Source organism: Corynebacterium sp. HMSC058E07, assembly GCF_001809885.1.
Taxonomy (GTDB): Bacteria; Actinomycetota; Actinomycetes; order Mycobacteriales; family Mycobacteriaceae; genus Corynebacterium; species Corynebacterium macclintockiae.
This window is the reverse complement of sequence record NZ_KV799267.1, coordinates 1-22,674: the sequence shown is the minus strand read 5'-3', so window position 1 is coordinate 22,674 and position 22,674 is coordinate 1. Positions and strand designations below refer to the sequence as shown.

The window sequence follows — 22,674 nt, the reverse complement described above, 5'->3', positions numbered from 1 at the left end:
TCTTAAGCCTCCTTCGCTACCTGGCCAATGCGGGCAGCGCTTGGAATTTGATCGGCGCGGGTAGAAGTACCCACTGTTTTGGTTGCACCGGTCTGCCCCGGCTGGGTTACGGAATCCACCATGCCGTTGGGCAGGTTGAACAGCGCGGCCAGCGCATCGGGGTAGCTCACCTGCTGGCCACCCGCGGACAGCTTCTTTGCCTGCACCGTCGGTGTGTGCAGCAGCTTGTCCACCACGCGCTTCATCGACTTCGCCACTGCGGCGCGGTCGGCCTCCGACATGTCGGGGGTCAGGCGCTCCAGCGCCATCAGCTCCTCAGCCATGACCTCCCCGGCTTTCTGGCGCAGGGCCTTGACGGTGGGCACCACGGACTGGGCGCGCTGCTGTTCCAGGAAGCTCTCCAGCTCGTCGGCAACAATCGCGCGGGCGGGATCTTCGTCCTGCGCGCGGTCGCCGGCCATCGTGGTGAGTTCCTCGATGTTCAGCAGTTTGACGCCCTCGACGTCCGCAACGGAACGTTCAATGTCCGCGGGCATGGACAGGTCGATCAAGACCTTCGTACCAGCGCCCCCGGCTAGTCCGGCGCGGGTCTTCACTGCCGCCCGGACGGCCTCTTCGCTGACCACATTGCCCACGGCGCCGGTGGCGGACACCACAATGTCCACAGCGCTCAGGCAGTCCGCCACGCTCTCTAGCGGCACGGCGGAGGCATCCACCCCCGCTTCCCGCGCGTGGCTCACCAGGTTCTCGGCGCGCGACAGCGTACGGTTGGCCACGGTCACGTGGTCGATACCAAGCTTCCCCAGGTGCGTGGAGGCCAGGGAGGCCATCGCCCCCGCGCCGATGATCAACGCACGGCGGCCGGCGAGGGGTTGGGACGAAGGGGCGTCCTCAACAGCAGAAACAAGGGCGTGCGCGGGGTCGATGTAGCGCAGCGCCTGGTCCACCGCGAACGACACCATGGAGGCACCAGCCGAATCGATGGCCGTTTCGGAGTGCACGCGCTTGCCCGTCCGCAGGGCGCGCTGCGTGAGGTCGTGCAGGGTGCGCCCCACCGTCCCGGTCTCGTTGGCGGACTGGTAGGCGCTGCGCAGCTGGCCGATGATCTGCTGCTCGCCGACGACCATCGAATCCAGCCCGGAGGCGACCTTCAGCATGTGCTCCGCAGCGGAGTCCGCGTAGTGCACATACAGGTGCGGCTCCAGCTCCTGGGTCTGCAGCCCCGAGAACTGCGCGATCGTATCCACCACGTGGTCCAAACCGGAATGGAAGGCGTTCGCCACCGTGTAAAACTCCATGCGGTTACACGTGGAAAGCACCAAGGATTCAGAGATCACATCGTTGTCCACCAGCGACAACTGCAGCTTCGGCAGATCCGTATCTGCGACCGTCGCCCGCTCCAACATGGTCACCGGGGCAGAACGGAAAGACAGTCCGACCAGCAACACCGACGCGGAACCAGTCCGGGTGTTACTACTCATATGTCTTCAAGCCTCCTGCGGGGATCACTTGGGGTGGCGGCGCGCGGGGCTAACCCCCAAGTTGTTACGAGTGTCTACGGTAGCCCTTAACCCACCCCGTTGCCAAAACGTGTTCGCCCGGCTGATATATGGGCGTATGCCTCCCGCGGTTACTGCTCCAGCGCCGCGATCAGCTCGTCGTCGTCGATTTCCCAGCACGCGACTTCTTCGTCGTCGACCAGCACGACGGGTACACGGTCGCCGAACTCTTGTGCCAATTCCTCTTTTTCTTTGGTGACGCCCCCACGGTCCAATTCAATCACTTCCACCGTGGTGCCGTAACGGTGTGCGATCGGCAGGATTTGCTGGTGCACGCGCTCGCAGGAGCCACACGTGGAACGAGTGATTAACTGGACCCGGGCTTTCGCTTCACTACCTGCGGAAAGGCTGTTCAAACTCACGGTTCCCCATGCTACCTACCGGCCTGGCGGGGTCAAACGGATCTCGAACAGACTAACCGAGCGCTTTCAAGTAACTTTGTCTATGTGAATAAAGCGCCTGATCTTGAACCGCCGAGCAGCTCCCAGCCGGGTGTAGCGGCGCGGGCTGCTGCGGAACGGCGCGCGGGGAGGATTGCCAGCTGGCGCGATACTGGCAGCGAGTGGCGCGGTTACCTGCGCGCGCTATCGCTGAACATGCAGGCGTTCCTCCGGGAATTCCGCCACGAACGCTTTGGGCACGCACGCCGGAAGGACTCTTCCCAGGATGCTGAGGCTGCAGTTGCGGAGAAGGGGGCGTCCACACCCCAAAACCTGCAGGTCGGATACGGTACGGGCGCACCTCGATCCTTGTGGGAGCTCAGCGAAACGCAGCTAGACCAACTGGCTCGCAGCTACGAGATCGACGGCGACCAGCTGCGCACTGGGCTGGCCAACCTTGAGGGCGCGGGCATCCGCAAGCAGCCGCGGCCTCTGAACCAGACCGATCCATCGATCCCCCCAGACGCAGGTGTGGGTGCCTTTTTCGACGTGGACAATACGCTAATCAAGGGTGCTTCGATCCTGCTTTTCGCCCGCGGCTTGGCTAAACGTCGTTTCTTTACCGCGCGGCAGCTGCTGGGCTTCATTTGGGTGCAGCTGAAGTTCCGGGTGCTGGGCAAGGAGAGCGCAAACGATATCTCCAGCGGTCGGGAACAGGCATTGGCTCTGGTGAAGGGGCGCAAGGAATCCGAGGTCATCGAGATGGCCCAGGAGATCTGGGCGGCAACCATTGCAGAGCGGATCTTCCCGGACACTAAAGAACTGGCCGACATGCACATTCAGGCCGGCCAGCAAGTGTGGCTGGTGACGGCCTCCCCGGTGCAGCTGGCGCAGATTATTGCAAAGGAGCTGGGTTTCACCGGCGCGCTTGGCACGGTGGCTGAGGTGAAAGGCGGGCGCTTCACCGGCCGCATGGTCGGCGACCTGCTGCACGGCGAAGGCAAGAAGCACGCGGTGATCGCTTTGGCGAACTACCAAGAGTTGGATCTTGAACGCTGCACCGCCTACTCCGATTCCGTCAACGATCTGCCAATGCTGTCGACCGTAGGAACTGCGGTGGCCATCAACCCAGATTCGAAACTGCGCAAGGCCGCAATGGAGCGCGGTTGGGAAGTGCGCGATTACCGGCGCCTGCGTCGCATCTTCCGGCGCGCAGGCGGCATGCGGCTGGCTGCGGGCGTAGGCCTGGCGGGGCTGGGCTTGGGCGCCTGGATGCGGTGGCGCCGCTAAGCCGTATAGATCCAGCACTGCTGGCTGATACAGCGGGCACGCAAAAACCCACCGCGGTGGAAGCCCCCTGGCGGGGCGCTTGCGGTGGGTTTTGTTGAATGCGGCTGCGGAAGTTACTTACCGAGCTTCCTACGCTGAACGCGAGTCCGTCGCAGCATCTTGCGGTGCTTCTTCTTGGACATGCGCTTGCGGCGCTTCTTGATGACAGAACCCATGGGGTAAGCCTCGTTTCTCTCGGTTAGTTTCTTTTAAAGCAAAGGTGTGAAGTTCCCTCACATCCGTAGGCACGAATGCCAAACAGTTTAGCGCCCAGTACCTCAGAGAAACAAAAATCCCCCATCGCCGGGCTGGTAGCGGAAGCCACCTCGCACCGAAAATGGGGGACTGTTGCGTTGTTGGCGTTGCCCGAAAACTAACGGGACAGGCCAGTTAACCGGTCTGGCCGGGGTTGTACTCGGATGCGCCGAGGTATGCATCGACAGCAGAGCCGCGTACGCGGAAGTTACGGCCGACCTGGACGGCGGGCAGTTCTTCCGAGTGGATCAGACGGTAAACAGTCATCTTCGACACGCGCATCAGATCGGCGACCTCTGCGACGGTCAGAAATGTTCCATTTTCGGTGTTAGCCATATAGATCTTCACTTTCTTTGCGCTCTCATGCGCTGCAGGCTTCCCCTCCTGCAGGACGTCACACGTGATCGCTCGCGAACCATCATAACGTGAAACCAGTGAATCATGTGCAACAAGGGGAACCATTGAGGGGGATTTGTCCCGTGTGGCAGACATGACCAAGGGGGTTGAAAACCAACGCAAGTCATCAATTGAGGCTGGATTTAACAGGCGTGATTGGTGTTAAACAAACATATGTAAAAAGATCATTGGGTCTAGCCGGAGCTTGGGTGGCGAGTGTGCGGGAGATGAAAAATTAACCCCGAATGGGCGGGTTTCCCGCGCCGATTCGGGGCTAGTTCGGGGCCAGTCCGGGGGCCGACTAGCTGCCGACTAGTCGTCGTTCTTCGCCGGGTTCGCTCCCGGGGCGGGCGCGCCCAGCTCCTCCGAGCGTTCCTTGCAGGCCTCCATCGCACGGAAGAAGGCACCGCGGATGCCGGACTCCTCCAGCTCGCGCAGAGCGGCCGCCGTGGTTCCCCCGGGGCTGGTGACCTTGGTGCGCAATACAGAAGGCGTATCCCCGCCCTCTGCGAGGTTCCTGGACATCATGGTGGCAGCACCCTGCACGTTGGCGATAGCCAGCTTCTCCGCCAGTGGGCGTGCCAGTCCCAGCTGCACAGCCGACTCGATCATGGACTCGACAACCAGGAAGATATAAGCCGGACCAGAGCCAGAGACGGCCGTGACGGCGTCGAGCTCCTTCTCCTTCACGATAACGGCCTCGCCGACCTTGGACATGATGTCCTGCACCGTGTTCAGCTGCGCCTCTTCAGCAAATCGGCCACCGGCGATACCGATCGCGCCCTGACCGACCAGCATCGGGGTGTTCGGCATAGTGCGCACCACGGTGGTGCCAGCGGGAAGCGCGGCTTCCATGGTGCTGATGGTTACACCGGCAGCCAGGGAGACGACGATCGTGTCCTGCGAATTAGCGTCCAAAACCTCCGCAACCTCGTCCAGAACGATGGGGACGATGTTGGGCTTAACACAGATGAAAAGGATGTCCGTGCCCTCGGCAGCCTCGCGCCCCTCCTGGGCGGTGACCATGCCGTACTTGTCCTTCAGCTCGCTCAGGCGCTCCTGAGATGGATCTGCAACGATGATCTTCTTCGCATCGGCGGCGTCCGTGGTGTCCGCAATGATTCCGGCCAGCAGGGCCTCGCCGATGTTACCTCCGCCAATAATTCCAATTTGAGTCATGCAACCCAGCGTGCCAGGATTGGCGGCTTCCTGCTACCCCACCCCAATTTCCCCCGAGTGATAATCGCCCCGACTGGCGCTGCTCCGCTAGTCCCCCTGACCAGCGGAAAGCACCACTCCTAGAGCCCCTGGATCAGGCGCGGGCCGAAGGTCAGCACCAGGCCGACAATGGCGGCCAGCGCCATCAGCAGCTTGTCGCGGTGGCGCAGCAGCGCGTGGACCAGGCCAACCAGCAGTAGCGTGACGGCAATTGCCAGAACCAGCGCCAGCACCGTCGGGGCCTTCGCCCAGATCAGGCTGAAGCCGAAGAACACGCCCACACCGACGGCGATCGCCGCAATTGCTTGCAGGATCATCATCGGCCAGGAGATCGTGTCGTCCTCGTACTCGACAACCTCACCGTCTTCGAGCGATTGCTCCAGCTCGGCGAACTGTGCGCTCTCCTCCGGGGAGGCCTCCGGGTAGCCGGCTGCGGGCGTCGCCTGCGCAGGCTTTTTCAGCTCCGGCTTCTTCGCCTCGGCCTTAGCCTCCGGCTTAACTTCAGCCTTCTCAGCCTCAACCTTCTTCGGCTCGGCCTTCACCTCGGCAGCGCCAGCAGCACCGGTCGCCGTCGCAGCCGTCGCTGCCGTTGCTGCAGCCGCGGGGTTAGCCGAACCCGGGATCGTGCCCGTCTTCTTGGTGGCCTTCTTTGCGACGCCGCCCTTTTCAGCCTCTACATCTTCAGCAGGCTTTGCAGCTTCTGCAGGCTTGGGGGCATCAGCAACCGGCTTGTCAGAGGCCTTCGCTTCTTCGCGGGCAACCTCACCGAAGGTTGGCTTTGTGGATTCGCGCGGCTTCTCTACCGTCTCTACCTTGGCCTCGTCAGCGCTCTCCACGTTGGGAAGCTGGCCGGTCTTCTCTTCCGGACGCTCCGCGGTGCGGCTGACGGAACGCTGATCCTGCTGCGGAGCTGCCGGCGCCTCCGCCTGCGCGGTAGAGGGAGTCTCGGCGGGAGTCGTGGTGAGAGTCTCGGCGGAAGACGGAGCGGAAGCCTCGGCCTGAGCACGCTCCCGGGCGCGGTCTTCCTCGGTCTTTACTACTGGAATGGAACCCGTCAGCTCAGCGACGGACACGCCACCTTTATCTAGGTTGCGATGACGGCGTCGACGCCGGCCAGTGTCAGCAGAACTAGCGTCGCGCCCGTTGCGGGCGAGCAATTCGGCGACTGTCAGCTTCTCACTCATCCATTGATCCCATCACATCGTCACTTGCAGTGCAGTTCCTACGAAGCCGTTCCCACGAAACTATCGCCAGCGATCCGCCCTCAAGCTTCACTTTAAACATATGTCTTCAAACAGAGTACTTTACTCCCCGGCTCCTGGGTAAGGGCAACTGGTGCAACGCCCCCTAGGCGAGGTCCACCCCATGGTCGAGCTGCCGGAAGATCACGCCTTCGCGCAGCGCCCACGGACACATGTGCAGCACATCAATGTCCAGCTTGCGCATAGCAGCTTCCGCCACCAACGCTCCGGCAACCACCTGGTGGGAACGCTCCGCACTCACGCCCTCCAGTTCCGCCCGGTCCGCGGCGGTCATGCGGGAAATAAAGGCAATCAGCTGGCGCAGGCCCGCCTGCGTCAGGGTGCGCTTCACTCGGGGACCGGCTGAGGACGGTGCAGCACCGGTCAGTCGCGCCAGCATTCTAAACGTCTTCGAGGTTCCCACGGCCAGGTCAATGTCGCCGGAATCCAACAGCTTCTCCACCGGATCATTCAGCTCTTCATCGATGAATTCCTTCAGCGCAGCGATCTTCTTTTTCGACGGCGGATCAGTATCGAACCACTCACGAGTCAACCGCCCAGCGCCCAGGTTCACGCTGCAGGCGACATCCGGATCCTCGTTCATTCCGATGGACATTTCCAGCGATCCACCGCCAATATCCAGATCGCAAATCCGTCCCGCTGACCAGCCGTACCAACGTCGCACCGCCAGGAACGTCAGCCTCGCTTCATCATCCCCCGAAAGAATCCGCAGGCGCACCCCGGTTTCCTTCTCCACTTTGTCCAACACCTTGTCAGAGTTTTCCGCTGAACGGATTGCGGAGGTGGCAAAAGGCAGCATTTCCTCACAGCGGAACTGCTCGGACATCTCCTTCGCCAATGCCACACCGTTGAGGAGCTTTTCCTGCCCTTTGTGGTTAATCGCTCCCTTGTCATCCAGGTACTCCACCAAGCGCATGGGTGTTTTCCAATTGCTCATGGGGGTCGGCGGTCCGCCGCGCTGTGCATCGACGACCACCAGATGAACTGTATTGCTACCTACGTCAAGCACACCTAATCGCACGCCTCCCAGCCTAATGCGTCTACGGTGGAACTCGTGAATGAAACGTCTATGGAAAGCGAATCTGCAACCCCCTCGACGGTCCAGCCAGAAGGCCTCAACAACGATCTGGCTACCGGCTACCCGGAGGGAACCCCTGCCGATCTTTCCATCCGAGCCGGCCGCGAAATGCCCGCTGACCACGCACGCGAATGGCTGGAATTCATCGACCCCGCCGATTCAGAACACATTATTCAGGTGGATCTCACCTGGTTGCTGTCCACGTACCGTTGCCGGTTTGGCACCGAAGCGTGTTTAGGTATTGACGCCGAGAATCCGGACGTCGGCTGCTGCACTCACGGAGCATTTCTCACGGATGAAGACGACCGTGCGACCCTGCGAAATGTCGCGGAAAAGCTCACCGCGGAAGATTGGCAGAACCGTCCCGCTGAAATGGAAGAATGGGAGGCGACTGGGCGTCATAAAAAACACAGCGACTACAGCAGCGACGACGAGAACACAGACGAAATCGAGCCATGGCTCGAATGGGACGAGCTTGAAAACGACGAGGGCGAGATGGAACCCGCCCTCAAGACGGTAACCACGAACGGTGCGTGCATTTTCGCTAACCGCGAGGGCTTCCCTGCGGGTCAGGGGTGTGCATTGCATGCCTGGGCGCTGCGCAACGACGTGGAACTGACTGCAGCAAAGCCCGAGGTGTGTTGGCAGGTGCCTCTGCGGCGACTCGAGGACTGGGAAACCCGGCCCGACGGGGTGGAGATGCTGCGGACGACCGTCACCGAATACAACCGGCGCGGGTGGGGCGACGGCGGGGAAGACTTCGACTGGTACTGCTCGTCAGACCCGAACTGCCACGCGGGTGGCGAGGCACTGTGGCGCACCGGACGCGAGGAGCTGACGGAGCTGATAGGCGAGGCGGCCTACGAAGTGCTGGCCGCGCATTGCGAACAGCGCGAAAAGCTGGCGAAGGTCTCCCCTAGCGGGTTTCCTTTGCTGACGATCCACCCGGCGACAGCCGAGGCGCGCCGGCGCGGAATCTAGGCCTCGAACTTGTAGCCCAGGCCGCGGACGGTCACCAGGATCTCCGGGCGGGAAGGATTACGCTCAATCTTGGAGCGCAGGCGCTTGATATGCACGTCCAGGGTCTTGGTGTCTCCGACGTAATCGACACCCCACACGCGATCGATCAGCTGACCGCGGGTGAGCACACGACCACTGTTGCGCATGAGGTATTCCAGCAGGTCGAACTCCTTCAGCGGCATCGGAACCTTCTGGCCATCGACGGTAACGATGTGACGTTCGACGTCCATCATCACGCGGTCTTCCTGCAGCACTAGGCCGTCTTCAGCGGGAGCCTCGACTTCGATCTCCCCACCGCGGCGCAGCACTGCGCGGATGCGGGCAATAAGCTCGCGGGCAAAGTAGGGCTTCGTCACGTAATCGTCAGCACCGAGCTCAAGGCCGACGACCTTGTCGATTTCACTGTCGCGGGCCGTCACCATGATCACCGGAACGCTGGAGGTCTGACGAAGCTGGCGGCAGACCTCTGTTCCAGACATGCCTGGCAACATCAGATCCAGCAGGATGATGTCAATATCCTCCGCAGCGAAGGTATCCAGTGCGGTTGGACCGTCCTGGGCCATGAAGACTTCAAAGCCTTCTTTTTTCAGCAGAAACGCTAGAGGTTCCGCCAAAGACTCTTCGTCTTCGACAATCAAAACGCTCGTCACAGCTGCTCAATGCCTTTCAAAAAACTATTTAAAGCTACAAGACCTATCGTAACGTGCTACTCCGCTTAAGGCTGTAGCAACCCTGGATTCACTTAGACTCTTCGTCGAGGCGGCGCGCATCCGGGATCACCGGGATTTCACCGCTCGGCAGATCCTTGTTCTTCCCCTCTTGATAGCGCGGGAGCTCCAGGGTAAACGTCGAGCCCGTCCCTACCCTGGACCACAAGGAAACGCTGCCACCGTGGTTGGCCATCACGTGCTTGACGATCGCCAGCCCCAGGCCCGTACCACCGGTGTTGCGGGAGCGCGCCTTGTCCACGCGGAAGAACCTTTCGAATACTCGCTTTTGATCGTCCGGGGAGATACCAATACCGCGGTCGGTTACGCGGATGATCACCGTATCGTTCTGCACTTCACGGGAAATGGAGACCGGCGAGCCTTCCGGGGAGTAGTTAATCGCGTTGGTCAGCAGGTTGGACACACTGGTGACTAGCAGCCCCTTGTCCCCCTTCACCATCGCGGAAGACTTGGAGTCTTTCACCAACTCGATATTTCGGGCTTCGGCGGCAAGTCGGCAGCGGTCGATGGCATCCTCGATGATCTTGTCGACGCTCAAGACCTCTAGGTCCGGCAGCGATTCCGCCCCCTGCAGCTTCGACAGACTGATCAGCTCGGTGATCATCTGGTTCATTCGCCGCACCTCGACGATCAGCTTGGAACCGAAGTACTCCACCGCTTCCTCGTCATCGCGCACGGACATCAGAGTCTCTACCAGCAGAGAGATCGCTCCGACCGGGGTCTTCAGTTCGTGGGAGACATTGGCCACGAAGTCACGGCGTGCCGATTCCATGCGCACCGTTTCGGAATCGTCGGCGGCGTACACCACGGCGAAGCGGTCATCCGCCAGCGACAGCGGTTTCACCTGGCCTGCCACCGCGATGACTGGCCTATTACTGCGCCGGGGCGGGGGGAGAAAGTTCAGTTGCCGTGGTTCCTGGTCGGCGAATACTCGTTCGACCATCTTCCACGCCTCGGAGTTCAAGTTCCGTTCGTGCACCAGCCCGAGTTCGTGGGCGCGGGGGTTGGAAAGCACGACGTTGCGTTTGCGGTCCACCACTGCGACCGCATCGGGCGCGGATTGGATGGTGAAGTGCAGAACCTGGGCGACCGTAGATACACGATTGCCCTCGAGCTCCTTTTGGGTTCGGGTGTTACGCTGCGCCTTCACTCGCTTGCGGTACGCCCACATGCCGAATGCGCCCAGCGCAACGCCGACGATCAGCCCAAAAAGAATCCCGAGGGCAACTCCAGAGGTCAAGAATCGACCCGGCTCTACTTAGCCTGGCCCTGCGCGGCGACGGCTGCGGCACCAGCGGCAGCTGCCTCCGGATCCAGGTAGTCGCCGCCCTGGTTCAGAACCTTGCCGTCCGCGTCGATGCGGTACACCAGCGGGATGCCGGTTGGGATGTTCAGACCCGCGATGTCCTCGTCGGAGATCTGGTCCAGGTGCTTCACCAGCGCACGCAGGGAGTTGCCGTGGGCCGCAACCAGTACGGTCTCGCCGTTCTTCACGCGCGGCTCGATCTCTTCCTCGTAGTAAGGAATGAAGCGCTTGACAACATCCAGCAGGCACTCGGTGGCCGGAACCTCGGGCAGATCCGCATAGCGCGGGTCGTTGGTCTGCGCGTACTCGTTATCAGCGTCGATGGCTGGCGGCGGAGTGTCGTAGGAACGGCGCCATGCCATGAACTGCTCTTCGCCGTACTTGTCCTTGGTCTCTGCCTTGTTCAGGCCCTGCAGCGCACCGTAGTGGCGTTCGTTCAGGCGCCAGTCGCGCACGACGGGGATCCAGTGGCGATCCGCCGCATCCAGGGCGATGTTAGCGGTGGTAATGGCGCGGCGCAGCAGGGAGGTGTACAGGATGGTCGGCTCCAGGCCGGCCTCCTTGATCATCGCGCCGCCGCGAACTGCCTCCTCGCGGCCCTTCTCGGTCAGTCGCACGTCGACCCAGCCGGTGAACTGGTTGGAGGCGTTCCATTCACTCTGGCCGTGACGCAGCAGGATCAGATTTCCGTGGGAGTTGTTTTGCTCGCTCATACTCCCAATTCTGCCATGATGTGCGCCCTTGTGCCCCCGTATTCGGCGCTACTGTACTTATTCCTGAGTGTCGTCGTCGCCCTCTACGTCCGGGATGCTCGGGCTCTTTGCTTCGGACGCCAACGTGGAGCCCGGTGGCGGCGCCAGCAACTGCACCTCCTGTTCCGACGGCTTGAGGTGCGCGAAGGCCGCGAGGTTCATCGTAGGTTCGCCGCGCGACAGGCGCCATGCCCATTCGTGGCGGATAGAAGAGGCAAAGCCGCGTTCCAAAATGCGGTTGAAGTCGGCGTCGGCCCTCTCCAGCACCTGTCCGAGTATGCGCTGGATGTCCTCACTGCTGGTGTTATCCGAGAACTGGCCGACCAGATAGATGTCGTTGTTGCGATCCAGCGTGTAGTGCACCCCGAAGCTGCGGCGGTTGGCGTGTAGCAGCAGCTTGTAGACCTCTTCCTGGGCCTCCTCAACTGCACGGCAGACGAAGGCCTCTACGCGGAACATGCCGTCCTGCGGGATAAAAAGGCAGTTCGTTTTCAGTCGCTTCTCTCCCGGCAGCACAACCACGACGGTGCCGTCGTCTCCGGCTGGCCCCTCAGGGAGGGTGTACTCGACTTCCGCTTCGTCCAGAAGCTCACAAATCCTTGCGCGATCCATAAGCCCCAAACTACATTTCCCACAGCGCCCGCGCAGTCACCTTGGCATTCAGCGACCATCCCCTTTGCCCCGCACCACGCGCCAACTAACCCGCACCGTATAGCAGCTATCCCGCGGGCTGGCGCTCCCCTCGGTGACCAGCGGGCGGCAGCTCTTCATACAACTTGTACAGAGCTTCCGCGGAAGCCTGCCAGGAGAACTTAGCGGCGTGGTTGGGAGCATATTCCCCCATCGCGATGCGCAGTTCGTCGTCCAACACCAGCTTGCCCAGCGCATCGGCCCACGCATCCGTGTCGTGGCCATCCACCAGCAGGCCGGACTTCTCGTCCTCCACCGCGATCGGCAGGCCACCAGTGCGCGTAGCCACGACAGGCGTGCCACACGCCTGCGCCTCTAGCGCCACCAGCCCGAAAGACTCGTTGTAGCTGGGCACCGCCACAATGTCCGCGGCTTGGTACACACCCACCAGCTCCTCGGGTGGGCGCGGGGCTAGGAAGCGCACGCAGCGGCTAATCCCCAACTTTTCGGCCAGCAGCTGCAACCGCTCCAGCTCATTGCCGCCTGCTCCGGAGGACCCGCCGCAGATAACCACGGCCAACTGTTGCTGTGGGTGGCGGCGCCGCAATTCCGCCACGGCTCGCAGCAGCACCTGTGGCCCCTTCAACCTCTGCAACCGGCCGACAAACCCAATGACCTTCGCGCGGAAGGGAATGCCCAGCTCGCGGCGGGAACGCTCGGTCGCGCGATCCGATCCAGGCGTGAAGCGGTCGACGTCTGCCCCGGGCGGGACGACTTTGATCGCGCACGTCGTGGCGTCATAACCCTCAATAAGGTCCTGCACCTCCTGGTCGGTATTTACGATCAGCAGGTCCGCATTGTCCACGATCTGCTGTTCGCAGATGCGGCGCGATTCCGGCTCGCGCGAATCCCCCTCTGCCAGGGAATTGTTCTTCACCGCCGCCAGCGTGTGCGCCGTGTGCACCCAGGGGATCTGCCACAGGTCGCGCAGCAGCCACCCGACCTGGCCAGAGAGCCAATAGTGCGAATGAATCAGGTCATAACTCACCCCCTCCTCGCGGCAAAAGGCCAAGATGGACCCCGTAAAAGCCGCCAGTTGCGTGGGCAGCTCCTCCTTCGACAACCCTTCGTACGGCCCAGCCACGCAGTTGATCACCCGCAGGCCCGGCCGGACGTTCACTACCTCGCCCTGCAACGGACGGGTCGCTCGGGTAAATACATCGACGGTGACGCCCATACGTTCCAACTGCTCAGCAGTATTTTTCACGTACACATTCATCCCGCCGGCATCCCCCGTGCCGGGCTGTTCGAGGGGTGAGGTGTGCATGGAGATCATAGCGACGCGCATACTGCCCCAGCTTAGACAGATCGGGGCGGGGCTGGGGGCGCAGGTGGCGTCGATAAAATTTGCTTAATTCCACCAAAGAAAATGAGAAACTTAGCTAGGGTTCCAAAGTAACGTGCATCACGTTTTCAAAGACTGTTTCTAAAGACCAAAGGGATCTAAATGACCGACACCGAACGCCCAGAGGGAACGGCCTGGCAGGACAAGCCCTACCTGAAGTACTACGCGGAATGGACCCCGCACAGCCTGGAGTACACGGACGACACCATGGCTAAGCTTCTCGACCGTACCGTCGCCTCGCACGCCAACGACGACATTCTGGACTTCTTCGGCCAGACCATGACCTACGCAGAATTCCTGAAACAGGTTAAGAGCGTTGCCGCTGGCCTGCGAGAGCTGGGAGTGCGTTCCGGCGACCGCGTGGCAGTTACTCTGCCGAACTGCCCGCAGCACCTGATCACGATCTTCGCTGCCCACAAGCTGGGTGCGACCGTGGCAGAGCACAACCCGCTGTACACCGCCCGCGAGCTAGAGGGACCATGCAAGGATCACGCCGCGAAGGTCGCAGTGGTGTGGGACAAGATCGCCCCAATGTTCCAGGAACTGTCGCGCACCACGCCGATCGAGAAGGTCGTGAGCGTGAACATGATCGAGGCCATGCCGCTGGTTAAGCGCCTGGCGCTGAAGCTACCGATCAAGTCGCTAAAGGAGAAGCGCGAGCAGCTACACGGCGAGGCCCCGGGCACCATCCCATTCTCCCAGCTGCAGAGCGCCAAGTTCGGTGGCGACGGTGCAGACCTGGAAAACTGCCCGGAGACAAACCAGGACTCCCCTGCTTTCATCCTCTTCCCCTCCGGCACGACCGGTAAGCCCAAGGGCGCGCAGCTGACGCACGGCAACGTCATGTCCAACGTTGTCCAGGGTCAGTCCTGGATCAGTGGCATCGGTGAGCGCGGCCAGGAGAAGTTCCTAGCCGCCCTGCCCCTGTTCCACATCTACGGCCTGACGCTGACCGCCGCGCTGGCCGTATCTACCGGTGGCAAGCTGCTACTTCTGCCCAAGCCGGAGATTCCGCTGATCGTGGATCAGCTGAAGCGTGAAACCCCGACCTACATGCCGGGCGTGCCGACCCTGTACGACAAGATCCTGACAGCAGCCGAAGAGCACAACCTGGACCTCAGCGGCATCGCCAATGCGTTGTCCGGCGCGGCACCGCTGCCGGTACACACCACGCTGGAGTGGGAGAAGAAGACCGGCGGCAAGATCGTGGAGGGCTACGGCCTGACCGAATCCGGCCCGATCCTGGTGGCGAACCCTGTCACCCCGGAACGCCGCGCAGGTTACATCGGCATTCCATTCCCCGATACGGAGCTGCGAGTAGCCGACCCAGACGACTTCAGCAAGACCATGCCGGATGGCGAGCCAGGCGAGCTGCTGGCCCGCGGTCGCCAGGTCTTCAAGGGCTACATCAACATCCCGGACGAGGATCAGCCTTTCCACGAGGATTGGTTCTGCACCGGCGACATGGCCGTGATGGAGCCGGATGGCTTCATCAAGATCGTCTCGCGCATCAAGGAAATGATCATCACCGGCGGGTTCAACGTCTACCCAGCCGAGGTGGAAGAGTTCCTGGAAGAGCACGAGCAGATTCAGAAGGCCGGCGTGGTTGGCCTGCCGCAGGATGACGGCTCCGAGGAGGTCGTCGCCGCAGTTGTCCTGGCAGACGGCGTGAACAAGGCAGACTTCAACGAAGAGGCTGTGCGCGAGTGGGCCCGCGAAGGTCTGACCCGCTACAAGGTGCCACGCCGTTTCTTCATCATCGATGAGATGCCGGCCGACCTGATCGGCAAAATCCGGCGCCGCGAGGTGAAGGATCTAGTTCTGACGATGGTTTAGTGGGGGCGTGTGGGCGTCAATAGATAGATAGAAGGTTTAGAAAGGCGCCCGCAACCGCCGATCCGACCTGTTAGGCGTGGCCTGTGCGCTCGCGGTGCTTGCACCCGGGCCAGCAGCACGGGCGATGCTTCCCCTCTTCGATCTCTTCCCGAGTTCGGCGAATGCGCCGAGCTCGGGTTTTTGCTTCCTTGGCGTCCGTGACTCAGCAGATGAACTCGTTGCGGCCGAGCGGGGTGAGGCTTTCCCACAGGTCGAGGGTGTGCGCGTCTGCGCCTGCGGGGGCGGCGGGCGCCTGCGGGCGGTGCTGGGCGGCGGCCTGCGGGGGCGGCGGGCGGCGGCGACCTACGCCGGCCTACACCGGCCAAATGTCGTTAGATCGGGAATTAGTTAAAGGAAATCCTTTCCACTTACGCAAAAGCCCTGGTCAGAGAGTTGCGAAAACTTGAAAGCGCGCCCACCCGATCACGGAATCCCGTTTTAGCGACATTTAGCCGCTCACGCACTCGAAAACCCGTGCCACGCACTCCAAAAACCGCGCCAAGCAACCCGCCAGCTGGCCGATGCTCCAGGCTCAGCTGGCCGATGCCCAGGTCCAGCTAGTCGATGCTTACGCCGACCCAGATCGGTTCCGGCTCCAACACCACTCCGAAGGCTTCGCACACTCCGGCGCGCACCGCACGCGCCAACTCCACCACATCTTCGCTGGTCGCAGTCCCGCGGTTAGTCAACGCAAGAGTGTGCTTCGTGGACAGGGAGGCACGGTCATTGCCCGGAACGTGCCAGCCCTTGGCAAACCCGGCACGCTCGATCAGCCACGCCGCCGAGAATTTAAACTGCGGCTCGCCAACTCCAGCAGCTCCAGCGCCAGCCACTCCACCAGCACCAGCACCGCCGCCCTTTACCGGGTACAGCGGCATGGACTCCGCCTCGGCATCTCCGCACTTCTCGCGCACAGCCGCCACGACTGCGTCGCGCGCCTCCTCACCAGTGACAATCGGGTTGGTAAAGAAGGACCCGGCCGACCATGTGTCGTGGTCTGCCATGTCCAGGACCATGCCCTTCCCTGCGCGTAGCTCCAGCACGGCCTGACGCACATCAGCAGCGGGCCGGCGAATGTTCCCGGCGGCAGCCTCGTCCGCATCCACGCCCAGTCGCCGTGCCAGCTCGCCATAGCGCAGAGGCACACTCAGCCCATCGGTGGTCAGCTGAAACTCCACCGCAGTCACCACTGCCCGCGAGGTGAACTTCAAGTTCGAGTACCGATACCCCAGTTCCAGCGCAGACGGCTCAACCCATTCCAGCTCCCCGCTCGCCCGGTCGAACAGCTGCACGCGCCGCAGCACCTGTGCAACCTCCGCACCGTATGCCCCGACGTTCTGCACCGGCGTAGCACCCACGGACCCGGGAATTCCGCTCAGGCATTCCAGCCCGCCCAGCCCCGCCTCGACGGTCGTGGCCACCAACTGATCCCATTCGACCCCCGCGAATGCCCGCACCACGCCGGTCTCGCGGTCGATCATCACGTCGTCTTCGGCGCTCTTTACCTCGGCGCCTTCCTTCTCGGCGCCATTTTTATCGACGCCACCTTCCCCACCGCCAGCACTCAACAGCACTACGACCAATTGGGATACTTCATCCCCCTCGCCGACCACGAGGTTCGACCCTCCCCCGACGACAAGCAGCGGCTGCGTGTGGGCGTCCAGAAAAGAAACAACCTGGGCGACAGCCTCCGCCGACGAGCACTCCACAACCCCCGCGGGCGCGGCGCCGATGCGCAGGGTGGTCATGTCGGCGAAGGATCGGCTGGTCACGCGGGCGCCGGGGATGGCGACAGGGTCGGCGCCGTTGCCGCGCAGGCGCTCCAAAAGATGCTGCGCGCGTTCTTCGGACGTGAAATGTGCGTTATTAGTCGTATCAGTCACATCACTAAAGGTAGTCTGTTGGCATGACTACTCACAGCGAGAACACTGCAACGATTAACTTCCCTATTGAAAAGGTCTACGAGGCACTCTCCTCCGCGAACTACTGGGCATACGAGGTCGAGAACATCGGCGACGAGCCGGGCGAGGTAAACTCCTTCACCCCCGAGCCGATCGAGGCTGTTCTGTTTGAACTGCTGCCGAAGTCCGCTCTGCCGGAGGCTGTGCGCGGCATGGTTTCCCAGGACCTGAAGCTCAAGCGCGTGGTCGAGTTCGGCCCGCTGGCAAACGATGCCACCACCGGCAAGGTCAACGCTGAGGTCAAGGGCGCTCCGGTTTCCTTCTCCGCAGACGTCACCCTGACCGGCACCGGCGAGGCCACCGAGCTGAAGGCCGACTGCGCCGTGGACGTGAAGATCCCGATGATGGGCGCCGTCCTGGAGCCGAAGGTTGCCGAGTGGGTGGAGGAGTTCCTGACCCGCGAGGCCGCCCTGATCCAGAAGTGGATCAGCGACAACGCTTAAGCACCCCTGACCTAACTCACTCACAACAAAGTATGCTCAGCTGATTCGCGTGGCTGATCACGCCCACAACCTCAAGGCCCGTTCGTGGAACACGGACGGGCCTGTTGGCGTACCTACCCGCGGAACAACTGGCTACAACCGGCTACGGAAATCCGACCGGTGGCTGGTGGCGCAGCCGCGGGTGCAGGCGCAGCTGCGGAGTGCTGTGCTCCACGAACACCGCAACCCCGTAGCTGTGGACGTGGGCTACGGAGCCTCCCATACCACCACCTGCGAATGGGCACGTTGGTTGCGCACGGTCGCGCCGACGGTGGAAGTCACCGGCCTGGAGATCGAGCCTTCCCGCGTGCTGCCCGACCGTGAGGGCGTGCATTTTGCCCTCGGCGGTTTCGAACTCGCGGGCTTGCAGGCGGACGTGGTGCGCGCATTCAACGTTCTGCGCCAGTACGACGTGGATCAGGTGCAGGCCGCCTGGGACGTTATGCGCGCTAACCTGCGCCCCGGTGGCGTGATTATTGAGGGCACGTGCGACGAGGTCGGCCGCCGTTCCTGCTGGGTCTTGCTAGACGAGGACGGTCCGCAGTCGCTGACCCTCGCCTGGGATCCGCATGACATTCAGACCCCTTCCGACCTGGCCGAACGCCTGCCGAAGATCCTGATCCACCGGAACACCCCCGGACATCGCATCCACGACGTCCTCGCCGAACTCGACCGTTGCTGGGAGCGCGCCGCACCCCTGGCGGTCTTTGGCCCGCGGGTGCGGTGGCGTTCGGCGAAGCGGGAGTACTTGGCCTCTCTTGGTGACGCCCACGCTGCCGCGGCGCGGCTCAACCCGCGCCGCCGCTTGGCGGACAACTCAATTACGCTGCCGTGGTCCGTGGTGTGCGAACCTGATTGAACTACCCACATGAGCAAACCTGTGCGTTAGTTGTACGTTGCCTGCGAACAACGGGCAAAGGCTAAGCTACGGGTTGGCATAAACCAAACGATAAGGAACACTGATACGGGTGACTAACCCACAAAACCCTTCCCAGCATCCGAACCCGTTCTCGGGTAATGGCAACGACGGTGCTCAGCACACCCAGCCGGGTCAGTACGGTCAGTGGCCAGGGCAATACGGCCAGCAACCGGGCCAGGCAGGCCAGTACGGTCAGCGGCCAGGCCAGCGGCCGCTGTTCGGCCAGCCAGGTCAGTACGGCCAGGGCATGTACCAGAAGCCGAAGAAGAAGGGCAACCTCGGCCTGAAAATCTTCACCGGCATTGTTTTGGTCATCGTTTTGCTGCTGGTACTCGCCGAATTCGGTCTTCGCTGGTACCTCAAGGATGAGCTCAAGGCTGCACTCAAGGATCAGATCCAGGAATCCGGAGTTTCCTCCTCCGTTGATCCCAAGGTCTCTTTGGGTGCTTCCCCGGTTCTTCTGGGCATGGCGCAGGGCAAGATTCCGCAGATGACCCTTGACGTTCCGTCCACGCTGGATATTTCTTACGAGGATAACGATCAGTCCAAGCCTAAGGTCAGTGGCCAGCCCGCCATGCACATAGACATGCGGGACCTGAAGATGGATGGCGACGATCCCAACAACGCCACTGTCGGCGAGGTCACCCTTCGGACAACGCTCCCCAAGGAAATGCTGAAGGCTCAGGCTGCGGAGAGCGCAGACGACGATAAATCCGGAGGCGCCGAAGATAACCCTCTGGGTGGCATGATGAAGATCTCCGACGTACGCCCGAACCCGGACAAGCAGACCCTCAGCTTCGACATCAGTGGCGGTCTGGCCACCTTCGAGGTCAAGCCCACCGTCCAGGATGGGAAGATGAAGATGGAGATGGACAACGTCTCCCTGTTGGGTTTCCAGCTCCCGGAATCCTTCACACAGCAGATGGAGTCGCAACTGCAGGATTCCGTACCTGCGGATCCCCAGGGCGGTCTGGAATTCCAGGGCATCAACGTCACTGAGGAAGGTCTCGAGGTCACCATGCACGGCACGGACGTTCGCGTGAACGACCTGGACACCGGCACAGGCAGCAGCACGGGCACCGGCACGGGCAGCAGCACGGGCACCGGCACGGGCAGCAGTACGGGCACCGGCACGGGCAGCGGTGGTTCCAACAGCAACGGTGGCTCCGGTAGCTCTGATAATTCCGGAAATGCAGACGTCACCCGCCCATGGAAGAACGACGGCCCGGTGGGCTCCTCCGCCCTCGCCGCCTAGGCGCCCCTGCGCTAAGCGCCCTGCGCTAAGCGCCCTGCACTAAGCGCCCAGCACTAGGCGCCCTGCACTAGGCTCCCAGCACCTTCGCGGCAGCGGAAACGCCCAGGCGCGTCGCCCCCGCCTCAATCATCGTCACGGCCGCATCCCAATCCCGGATGCCGCCCGAGGCCTTAATCCCCACCAGGCCCGCTGCAATGCGCTCCTCCTCCCCCATGCCGAAGGGCGCCAGCTTACCCAGCTTCCGCAGTTCGTCGGCCATGATCTCCACAGCCTCCACGCTCGCTCCGCCCGCCGGGTGGAAGCCCGTGGAGGTTTTTACGTAGTCCGCCCCCGCCTGCACACACGCGCGGACAGCAGCACGCAGCTGCTCCTCGTCCAGCAGTGCGGATTCCACAATCACCTTCAACACCAGCGGATGCGGCACGGCCTCCCTCACGGTGATCAGCTCCGCGAGCAGCGCATTCTGATCCATGGCCAGAGCCGCCGCCACGTCGATCACCACATCAATCTCATCCGCCCCCAACTGGGCGGCATAACGCGCCTCGGTGGCCTTCACCAGGGATGCATGCTTGCCGCTAGGGAACCCTGCGACGGTGGCGATGCGCAGCGTGGCGTCATCACCCAAAGAACCAACAGGCAACATCGACGGCGAGACGCACACCGCGCCGCAACCCAACTCGGTGGCCTCGCGGACCAGGGCGGCCACGTCATCGCGCGTCGCCTCGGGCTTCAGCACCGTCGCGTCGAGGATGGCGGCAACGGCCTCGCGGGACAGCTCAGAACGATCCACGGAACTCACAGAACTCACCAGGAACCACCCGCGTTGCCCAGCACGTCGCGGATCGCGGGACGCACGTCCTGCCAGTAAATGCCGACGATGACGGCCGCGATGATCCACAGCAGCTCAATGGCAACAAAAAAGCTCAAGACGGACAGCGCCACGGCACCACCCATCAGCATCAGCCAATTCTGCTTCTCGCGATCGATCACCATGAAGGCATCGTCGCGGGTAGTGACCAGCTGCACCAGTCCAATAGCCGCCAGCACGAAAATCGCGACTGCCAACGTCAAGCTGATGCCCGAGTAGGCGTAGTACATCGCCTTGAAGACTGCTTCCATGCCCCTTAGCCTAACGCAAAGATCAGCTCAGTCAGGGAGTAAATCGCCAGCCCTGCCAACGCGCCCACGATCGTTCCGTTCACGCGGATGAACTGCAGATCCTTGCCGACCATCAGCTCAATCTTGTCGGAGGCCTCCTGCGCGTCCCACCGCTCGACCGTCTCGCCGATGATGCCGGTGACCTCGCCCGCGTAGTTATCGGCAAGGTAGCTGGCCGCTCCGACGATGCGGCGTTCAAGCTCTTCGCGCAGCTCTGGTTCTTCTTGGACTCGACGCCCATAGTCCTCCACCCATTGCGCTATCCTTCGGCGCAACAGGGAATCCGGGTCGCGAGACCAAGTGGTGAGTGTCGCACGGACGGATTCCCACAGGCGGCCGGGCATTGCCGTGACAGGCCCCGAGGTCATGATGTCGTTCTTGAACCCCTCCACCCGGGCGATCATCTTGTCGTCGTGCTGCAGGTCCTGCGAAAGCTGGTAAATGAACGAGCGCAGTTGGCGGCGGGCATCGTGGTCGGGGTCGCGGCGGACGTCGCCGGTGAATTCCACCAGCTCGTGGTACACGCGGGAGCCCACGAGATCGCGGACGAAGCGGGGCGCCCAGGATGGGGTGCGCTCGTCGATGAGTCGGACCACGAAGTCCTCGGAGGTGCGGGCCTTGTCGTCCATCCAGATGACAATTGCCTCGACGGCGGGTTCCGTGCGGCCCTCCTGGATGAGCTGTTCCAGGCCACGGCCTAGCGGCGGCCCCCAGGTGGGTTCGCTGAGTTTGTCGATAACCAGGGCACGGAGGACGTGCTCGGTTTCCTCGGGGTTTATGCCATTGACGGTGAGGTCGATGACCTTGCCGACTTCCTGCGAGACTCGGTGGGCACCGCCGCCGTCGACTACCCAGTCACTGGCGCGCTCCGGGATGCGTGCCTTGCGGAGCTTGTCGCTGATGAGGGCGGCGTTGAGGAAGTTTTCGCCCACGAACTCGCTGAGCGCGTGGCCGACCTGGTCCTTCTTCCGCTTGATGATGGCCGTGTGCGGGATAGGGATGTGCAAGGGATGGCGGAACAGGGCAGTGACAGCGAACCAGTCGGCCAGGGCGCCGACCATGCCGGCCTCGCTGGCTGCACGGACGTAGCCGATCCACGCGCCCGGGTTGCCCTGGTATTCGAGCCAACGCATGGTCACGTAGATGAGGGTGGCAATGACCAGCAGGCCGGTGGCGATGGTCTTGTGCTTGCGGAGCTCTGCCCGGCGGGCGGCCTCGGTCGCCGGGTCGGGCCCGGGAACCTGGGCTAGTGATGCCGGGGCCTGGGACAGCGGTGCGTCAGAAGCAGTCATTGTTCAATTATGGCACCGGTGGGGGTATTAAGAGGGTGCCACTGGGGCTCCGATGTGGGCTGAGCAAGTGTTCTGCTAAGTCCAACAACCTATCCAACAAGCTAAATGTCGGAAAAGTTGCAAAACGTTATTGGTAATGACTTGCGCTAATACAAAAGCGCTGGTCAGGGGTTTTTCAGCCCCAGCCGTAGACAGTCGAGCAAAAAGAATTGCAACTTTTCCGACATTTAGCCCCATCCCCTCCCTCCAAAAGGAATCACCGGCGCACGACTGTGCAGACAAAGCACTATGCAGGCAAAGCAAAACCGCGCCACCCGAAATAGTGGCGCGGTTTATGCAGATGGAGGTGCTATCTGGCCAAAGGCTAAGTACTAGCCAAAGCCTGTGATGTCTAGCGACATTTTGGACACGGAG

Annotated in this window: 22 protein-coding genes and 1 pseudogene; 6 read left to right on the top strand and 17 right to left on the bottom strand. The window is 62.2% G+C overall.

Annotated features, from left to right (window positions below; genetic code table 11):
* Positions 1-2: 2 nt before the first annotated feature.
* Both HMPREF2678_RS02865 and HMPREF2678_RS02860 read right to left on the bottom strand, forming a co-directional pair.
* The gene (locus HMPREF2678_RS02865) at positions 3-1,481 is read right to left on the bottom strand and encodes a glutamyl-tRNA reductase (protein ID WP_070550790.1); all 1,479 of its coding nucleotides are present in this window, start codon (positions 1,479-1,481) and stop codon (positions 3-5) included.
* A 149-nt stretch (positions 1,482-1,630) separates the two neighbouring features.
* The gene (locus HMPREF2678_RS02860) at positions 1,631-1,921 is read right to left on the bottom strand and encodes a glutaredoxin family protein (protein WP_034972519.1); all 291 of its coding nucleotides are present in this window, start codon (positions 1,919-1,921) and stop codon (positions 1,631-1,633) included.
* An 84-nt stretch (positions 1,922-2,005) separates the two neighbouring features.
* Between HMPREF2678_RS02860 and HMPREF2678_RS02855 the strand changes: the two genes are divergently transcribed.
* The gene (locus tag HMPREF2678_RS02855; RefSeq protein ID WP_246817865.1) at positions 2,006-3,229 is read left to right on the top strand and encodes an HAD family hydrolase; all 1,224 of its coding nucleotides are present in this window, start codon (positions 2,006-2,008) and stop codon (positions 3,227-3,229) included.
* A 113-nt stretch (positions 3,230-3,342) separates the two neighbouring features.
* Here the strand turns inward: HMPREF2678_RS02855 and HMPREF2678_RS09965 are convergent, their stop codons facing one another.
* The 5 genes from HMPREF2678_RS09965 to HMPREF2678_RS02835 form a co-directional block, all read right to left on the bottom strand.
* Positions 3,343-3,444 carry a 30S ribosomal protein bS22 gene (locus HMPREF2678_RS09965; protein WP_003855542.1) on the bottom strand — a complete coding sequence of 34 codons (102 nt, stop codon included), beginning with the start codon at positions 3,442-3,444 and terminating at the stop codon, positions 3,343-3,345.
* Between the two features lie 214 nt (positions 3,445-3,658).
* Entirely contained in the window at positions 3,659-3,859 is a 201-nt protein-coding gene (locus HMPREF2678_RS02850; RefSeq protein WP_034971019.1) for a helix-turn-helix domain-containing protein, read from the bottom strand.
* A gap of 372 nt (positions 3,860-4,231) precedes the next feature.
* The gene (gene proC, locus HMPREF2678_RS02845; RefSeq protein WP_034971018.1) at positions 4,232-5,098 is read right to left on the bottom strand and encodes a pyrroline-5-carboxylate reductase; all 867 of its coding nucleotides are present in this window, start codon (positions 5,096-5,098) and stop codon (positions 4,232-4,234) included.
* Positions 5,099-5,217: 119 nt separating this feature from the next.
* On the bottom strand, positions 5,218-6,321 hold the full coding sequence (locus tag HMPREF2678_RS02840; RefSeq protein ID WP_070550788.1) for a DUF2157 domain-containing protein: 1,104 nt from the start codon (positions 6,319-6,321) through the stop codon (positions 5,218-5,220).
* 163 nt (positions 6,322-6,484) lie between these two features.
* Positions 6,485-7,420 carry a Ppx/GppA family phosphatase gene (locus HMPREF2678_RS02835; protein WP_070550786.1) on the bottom strand — a complete coding sequence of 312 codons (936 nt, stop codon included), beginning with the start codon at positions 7,418-7,420 and terminating at the stop codon, positions 6,485-6,487.
* A gap of 165 nt (positions 7,421-7,585) precedes the next feature.
* Between HMPREF2678_RS02835 and HMPREF2678_RS02830 the strand changes: the two genes are divergently transcribed.
* Positions 7,586-8,458 (top strand): DUF3109 family protein, encoded by an 873-nt coding sequence (locus HMPREF2678_RS02830; RefSeq protein ID WP_371325827.1) that lies wholly within the window; start codon positions 7,586-7,588, stop codon positions 8,456-8,458.
* On the opposite strand, the gene HMPREF2678_RS02825 is transcribed toward HMPREF2678_RS02830, so the two are convergent.
* From HMPREF2678_RS02825 to mshA, 5 genes are all read right to left on the bottom strand, one after another.
* Positions 8,455-9,147, bottom strand: a complete 693-nt coding sequence (locus HMPREF2678_RS02825) for a response regulator transcription factor (protein ID WP_034971015.1) — start codon at positions 9,145-9,147, stop codon at positions 8,455-8,457. The genes HMPREF2678_RS02830 and HMPREF2678_RS02825 overlap by 4 nt on opposite strands.
* An 88-nt stretch (positions 9,148-9,235) precedes the next feature.
* The gene (locus HMPREF2678_RS02820; protein ID WP_051873829.1) at positions 9,236-10,396 is read right to left on the bottom strand and encodes a sensor histidine kinase; all 1,161 of its coding nucleotides are present in this window, start codon (positions 10,394-10,396) and stop codon (positions 9,236-9,238) included.
* Between the two features lie 83 nt (positions 10,397-10,479).
* On the bottom strand, positions 10,480-11,244 hold the full coding sequence (locus HMPREF2678_RS02815) for a phosphoglyceromutase (protein ID WP_034980216.1): 765 nt from the start codon (positions 11,242-11,244) through the stop codon (positions 10,480-10,482).
* A gap of 57 nt (positions 11,245-11,301) precedes the next feature.
* A complete protein-coding gene (locus HMPREF2678_RS02810; RefSeq protein ID WP_070550782.1) occupies positions 11,302-11,895 on the bottom strand; it encodes a type III secretion system chaperone family protein in 594 nt (197 codons plus the stop codon).
* 106 nt (positions 11,896-12,001) lie between these two features.
* Positions 12,002-13,261, bottom strand: coding sequence for a D-inositol-3-phosphate glycosyltransferase (gene mshA, locus HMPREF2678_RS02805; RefSeq protein ID WP_070550780.1), 1,260 nt, complete (start codon positions 13,259-13,261; stop codon positions 12,002-12,004).
* A 159-nt stretch (positions 13,262-13,420) separates the two neighbouring features.
* Here mshA and HMPREF2678_RS02800 point away from each other — a divergent pair, with 159 nt between their 5' ends.
* Positions 13,421-15,154, top strand: a complete 1,734-nt coding sequence (locus HMPREF2678_RS02800; protein WP_070550778.1) for a long-chain-fatty-acid--CoA ligase — start codon at positions 13,421-13,423, stop codon at positions 15,152-15,154.
* Between the two features lie 70 nt (positions 15,155-15,224).
* Here the strand turns inward: HMPREF2678_RS02800 and HMPREF2678_RS09960 are convergent.
* Positions 15,225-15,404: pseudogene (locus HMPREF2678_RS09960) on the bottom strand (YdeI/OmpD-associated family protein).
* A gap of 346 nt (positions 15,405-15,750) precedes the next feature.
* On the bottom strand, positions 15,751-16,941 hold the full coding sequence (locus HMPREF2678_RS02795) for a UDP-N-acetylmuramate dehydrogenase (RefSeq protein WP_246817869.1): 1,191 nt from the start codon (positions 16,939-16,941) through the stop codon (positions 15,751-15,753).
* Positions 16,942-17,099: 158 nt separating this feature from the next.
* Between HMPREF2678_RS02795 and HMPREF2678_RS02790 the strand changes: the two genes are divergently transcribed.
* The 3 genes from HMPREF2678_RS02790 (at position 17,100) to HMPREF2678_RS02780 (ending at position 19,810) form a co-directional block, all read left to right on the top strand.
* Positions 17,100-17,597, top strand: coding sequence for a DUF2505 domain-containing protein (locus tag HMPREF2678_RS02790; protein WP_034971009.1), 498 nt, complete (start codon positions 17,100-17,102; stop codon positions 17,595-17,597).
* A 49-nt stretch (positions 17,598-17,646) separates the two neighbouring features.
* Positions 17,647-18,495 (top strand): class I SAM-dependent methyltransferase, encoded by an 849-nt coding sequence (locus HMPREF2678_RS02785; RefSeq protein ID WP_070550776.1) that lies wholly within the window; start codon positions 17,647-17,649, stop codon positions 18,493-18,495.
* Positions 18,496-18,604: 109 nt separating this feature from the next.
* Positions 18,605-19,810, top strand: a complete 1,206-nt coding sequence (locus HMPREF2678_RS02780; RefSeq protein ID WP_070550774.1) for an LmeA family phospholipid-binding protein — start codon at positions 18,605-18,607, stop codon at positions 19,808-19,810.
* Between the two features lie 67 nt (positions 19,811-19,877).
* Here the strand turns inward: HMPREF2678_RS02780 and deoC are convergent, their stop codons facing one another.
* Genes deoC through HMPREF2678_RS02765 form a run of 3 tightly spaced genes read right to left on the bottom strand, consistent with a single transcriptional unit; the run spans position 19,878 to position 22,260 of the window.
* Positions 19,878-20,609: a deoxyribose-phosphate aldolase gene (deoC, locus tag HMPREF2678_RS02775; RefSeq protein WP_034980208.1), complete on the bottom strand. Its 732-nt coding sequence runs from the start codon at positions 20,607-20,609 to the stop codon at positions 19,878-19,880.
* A gap of 5 nt (positions 20,610-20,614) precedes the next feature.
* Positions 20,615-20,929: a DUF2516 family protein gene (locus tag HMPREF2678_RS02770; RefSeq protein WP_034972538.1), complete on the bottom strand. Its 315-nt coding sequence runs from the start codon at positions 20,927-20,929 to the stop codon at positions 20,615-20,617.
* A 5-nt stretch (positions 20,930-20,934) separates the two neighbouring features.
* Positions 20,935-22,260 carry a DUF445 domain-containing protein gene (locus HMPREF2678_RS02765; RefSeq protein ID WP_070550772.1) on the bottom strand — a complete coding sequence of 442 codons (1,326 nt, stop codon included), beginning with the start codon at positions 22,258-22,260 and terminating at the stop codon, positions 20,935-20,937.
* Positions 22,261-22,674 lie beyond the last annotated feature (414 nt).

Excerpts from the sequence above, each read along its gene's own strand:
- HMPREF2678_RS02865 (WP_070550790.1), bottom strand. The coding sequence starts at position 1,481 with ATGAGTAGTAACACCCGGACTGGTTCCGCGTCGGTGTTGCTGGTCGGA.
- HMPREF2678_RS09965 (WP_003855542.1), bottom strand. The coding sequence starts at position 3,444 with ATGGGTTCTGTCATCAAGAAGCGCCGCAAGCGCATGTCCAAGAAGAAG.
- HMPREF2678_RS02850 (WP_034971019.1), bottom strand. The coding sequence starts at position 3,859 with ATGGCTAACACCGAAAATGGAACATTTCTGACCGTCGCAGAGGTCGCC.
- proC (WP_034971018.1), bottom strand. The coding sequence starts at position 5,098 with ATGACTCAAATTGGAATTATTGGCGGAGGTAACATCGGCGAGGCCCTG.
- HMPREF2678_RS02840 (WP_070550788.1), bottom strand. The coding sequence starts at position 6,321 with ATGAGTGAGAAGCTGACAGTCGCCGAATTGCTCGCCCGCAACGGGCGC.
- HMPREF2678_RS02830 (WP_371325827.1), top strand. The coding sequence starts at position 7,586 with ATGCCCGCTGACCACGCACGCGAATGGCTGGAATTCATCGACCCCGCC.
- HMPREF2678_RS02820 (WP_051873829.1), bottom strand. The coding sequence starts at position 10,396 with ATGTGGGCGTACCGCAAGCGAGTGAAGGCGCAGCGTAACACCCGAACC.
- HMPREF2678_RS02815 (WP_034980216.1), bottom strand. The coding sequence starts at position 11,244 with ATGAGCGAGCAAAACAACTCCCACGGAAATCTGATCCTGCTGCGTCAC.
- HMPREF2678_RS02810 (WP_070550782.1), bottom strand. The coding sequence starts at position 11,895 with ATGGATCGCGCAAGGATTTGTGAGCTTCTGGACGAAGCGGAAGTCGAG.
- mshA (WP_070550780.1), bottom strand. The coding sequence starts at position 13,261 with ATGCGCGTCGCTATGATCTCCATGCACACCTCACCCCTCGAACAGCCC.
- HMPREF2678_RS02800 (WP_070550778.1), top strand. The coding sequence starts at position 13,421 with ATGACCGACACCGAACGCCCAGAGGGAACGGCCTGGCAGGACAAGCCC.
- HMPREF2678_RS02795 (WP_246817869.1), bottom strand. The coding sequence starts at position 16,941 with ATGACCACCCTGCGCATCGGCGCCGCGCCCGCGGGGGTTGTGGAGTGC.
- HMPREF2678_RS02790 (WP_034971009.1), top strand. The coding sequence starts at position 17,100 with ATGACTACTCACAGCGAGAACACTGCAACGATTAACTTCCCTATTGAA.
- HMPREF2678_RS02770 (WP_034972538.1), bottom strand. The coding sequence starts at position 20,929 with ATGGAAGCAGTCTTCAAGGCGATGTACTACGCCTACTCGGGCATCAGC.
- HMPREF2678_RS02765 (WP_070550772.1), bottom strand. The coding sequence starts at position 22,260 with ATGACTGCTTCTGACGCACCGCTGTCCCAGGCCCCGGCATCACTAGCC.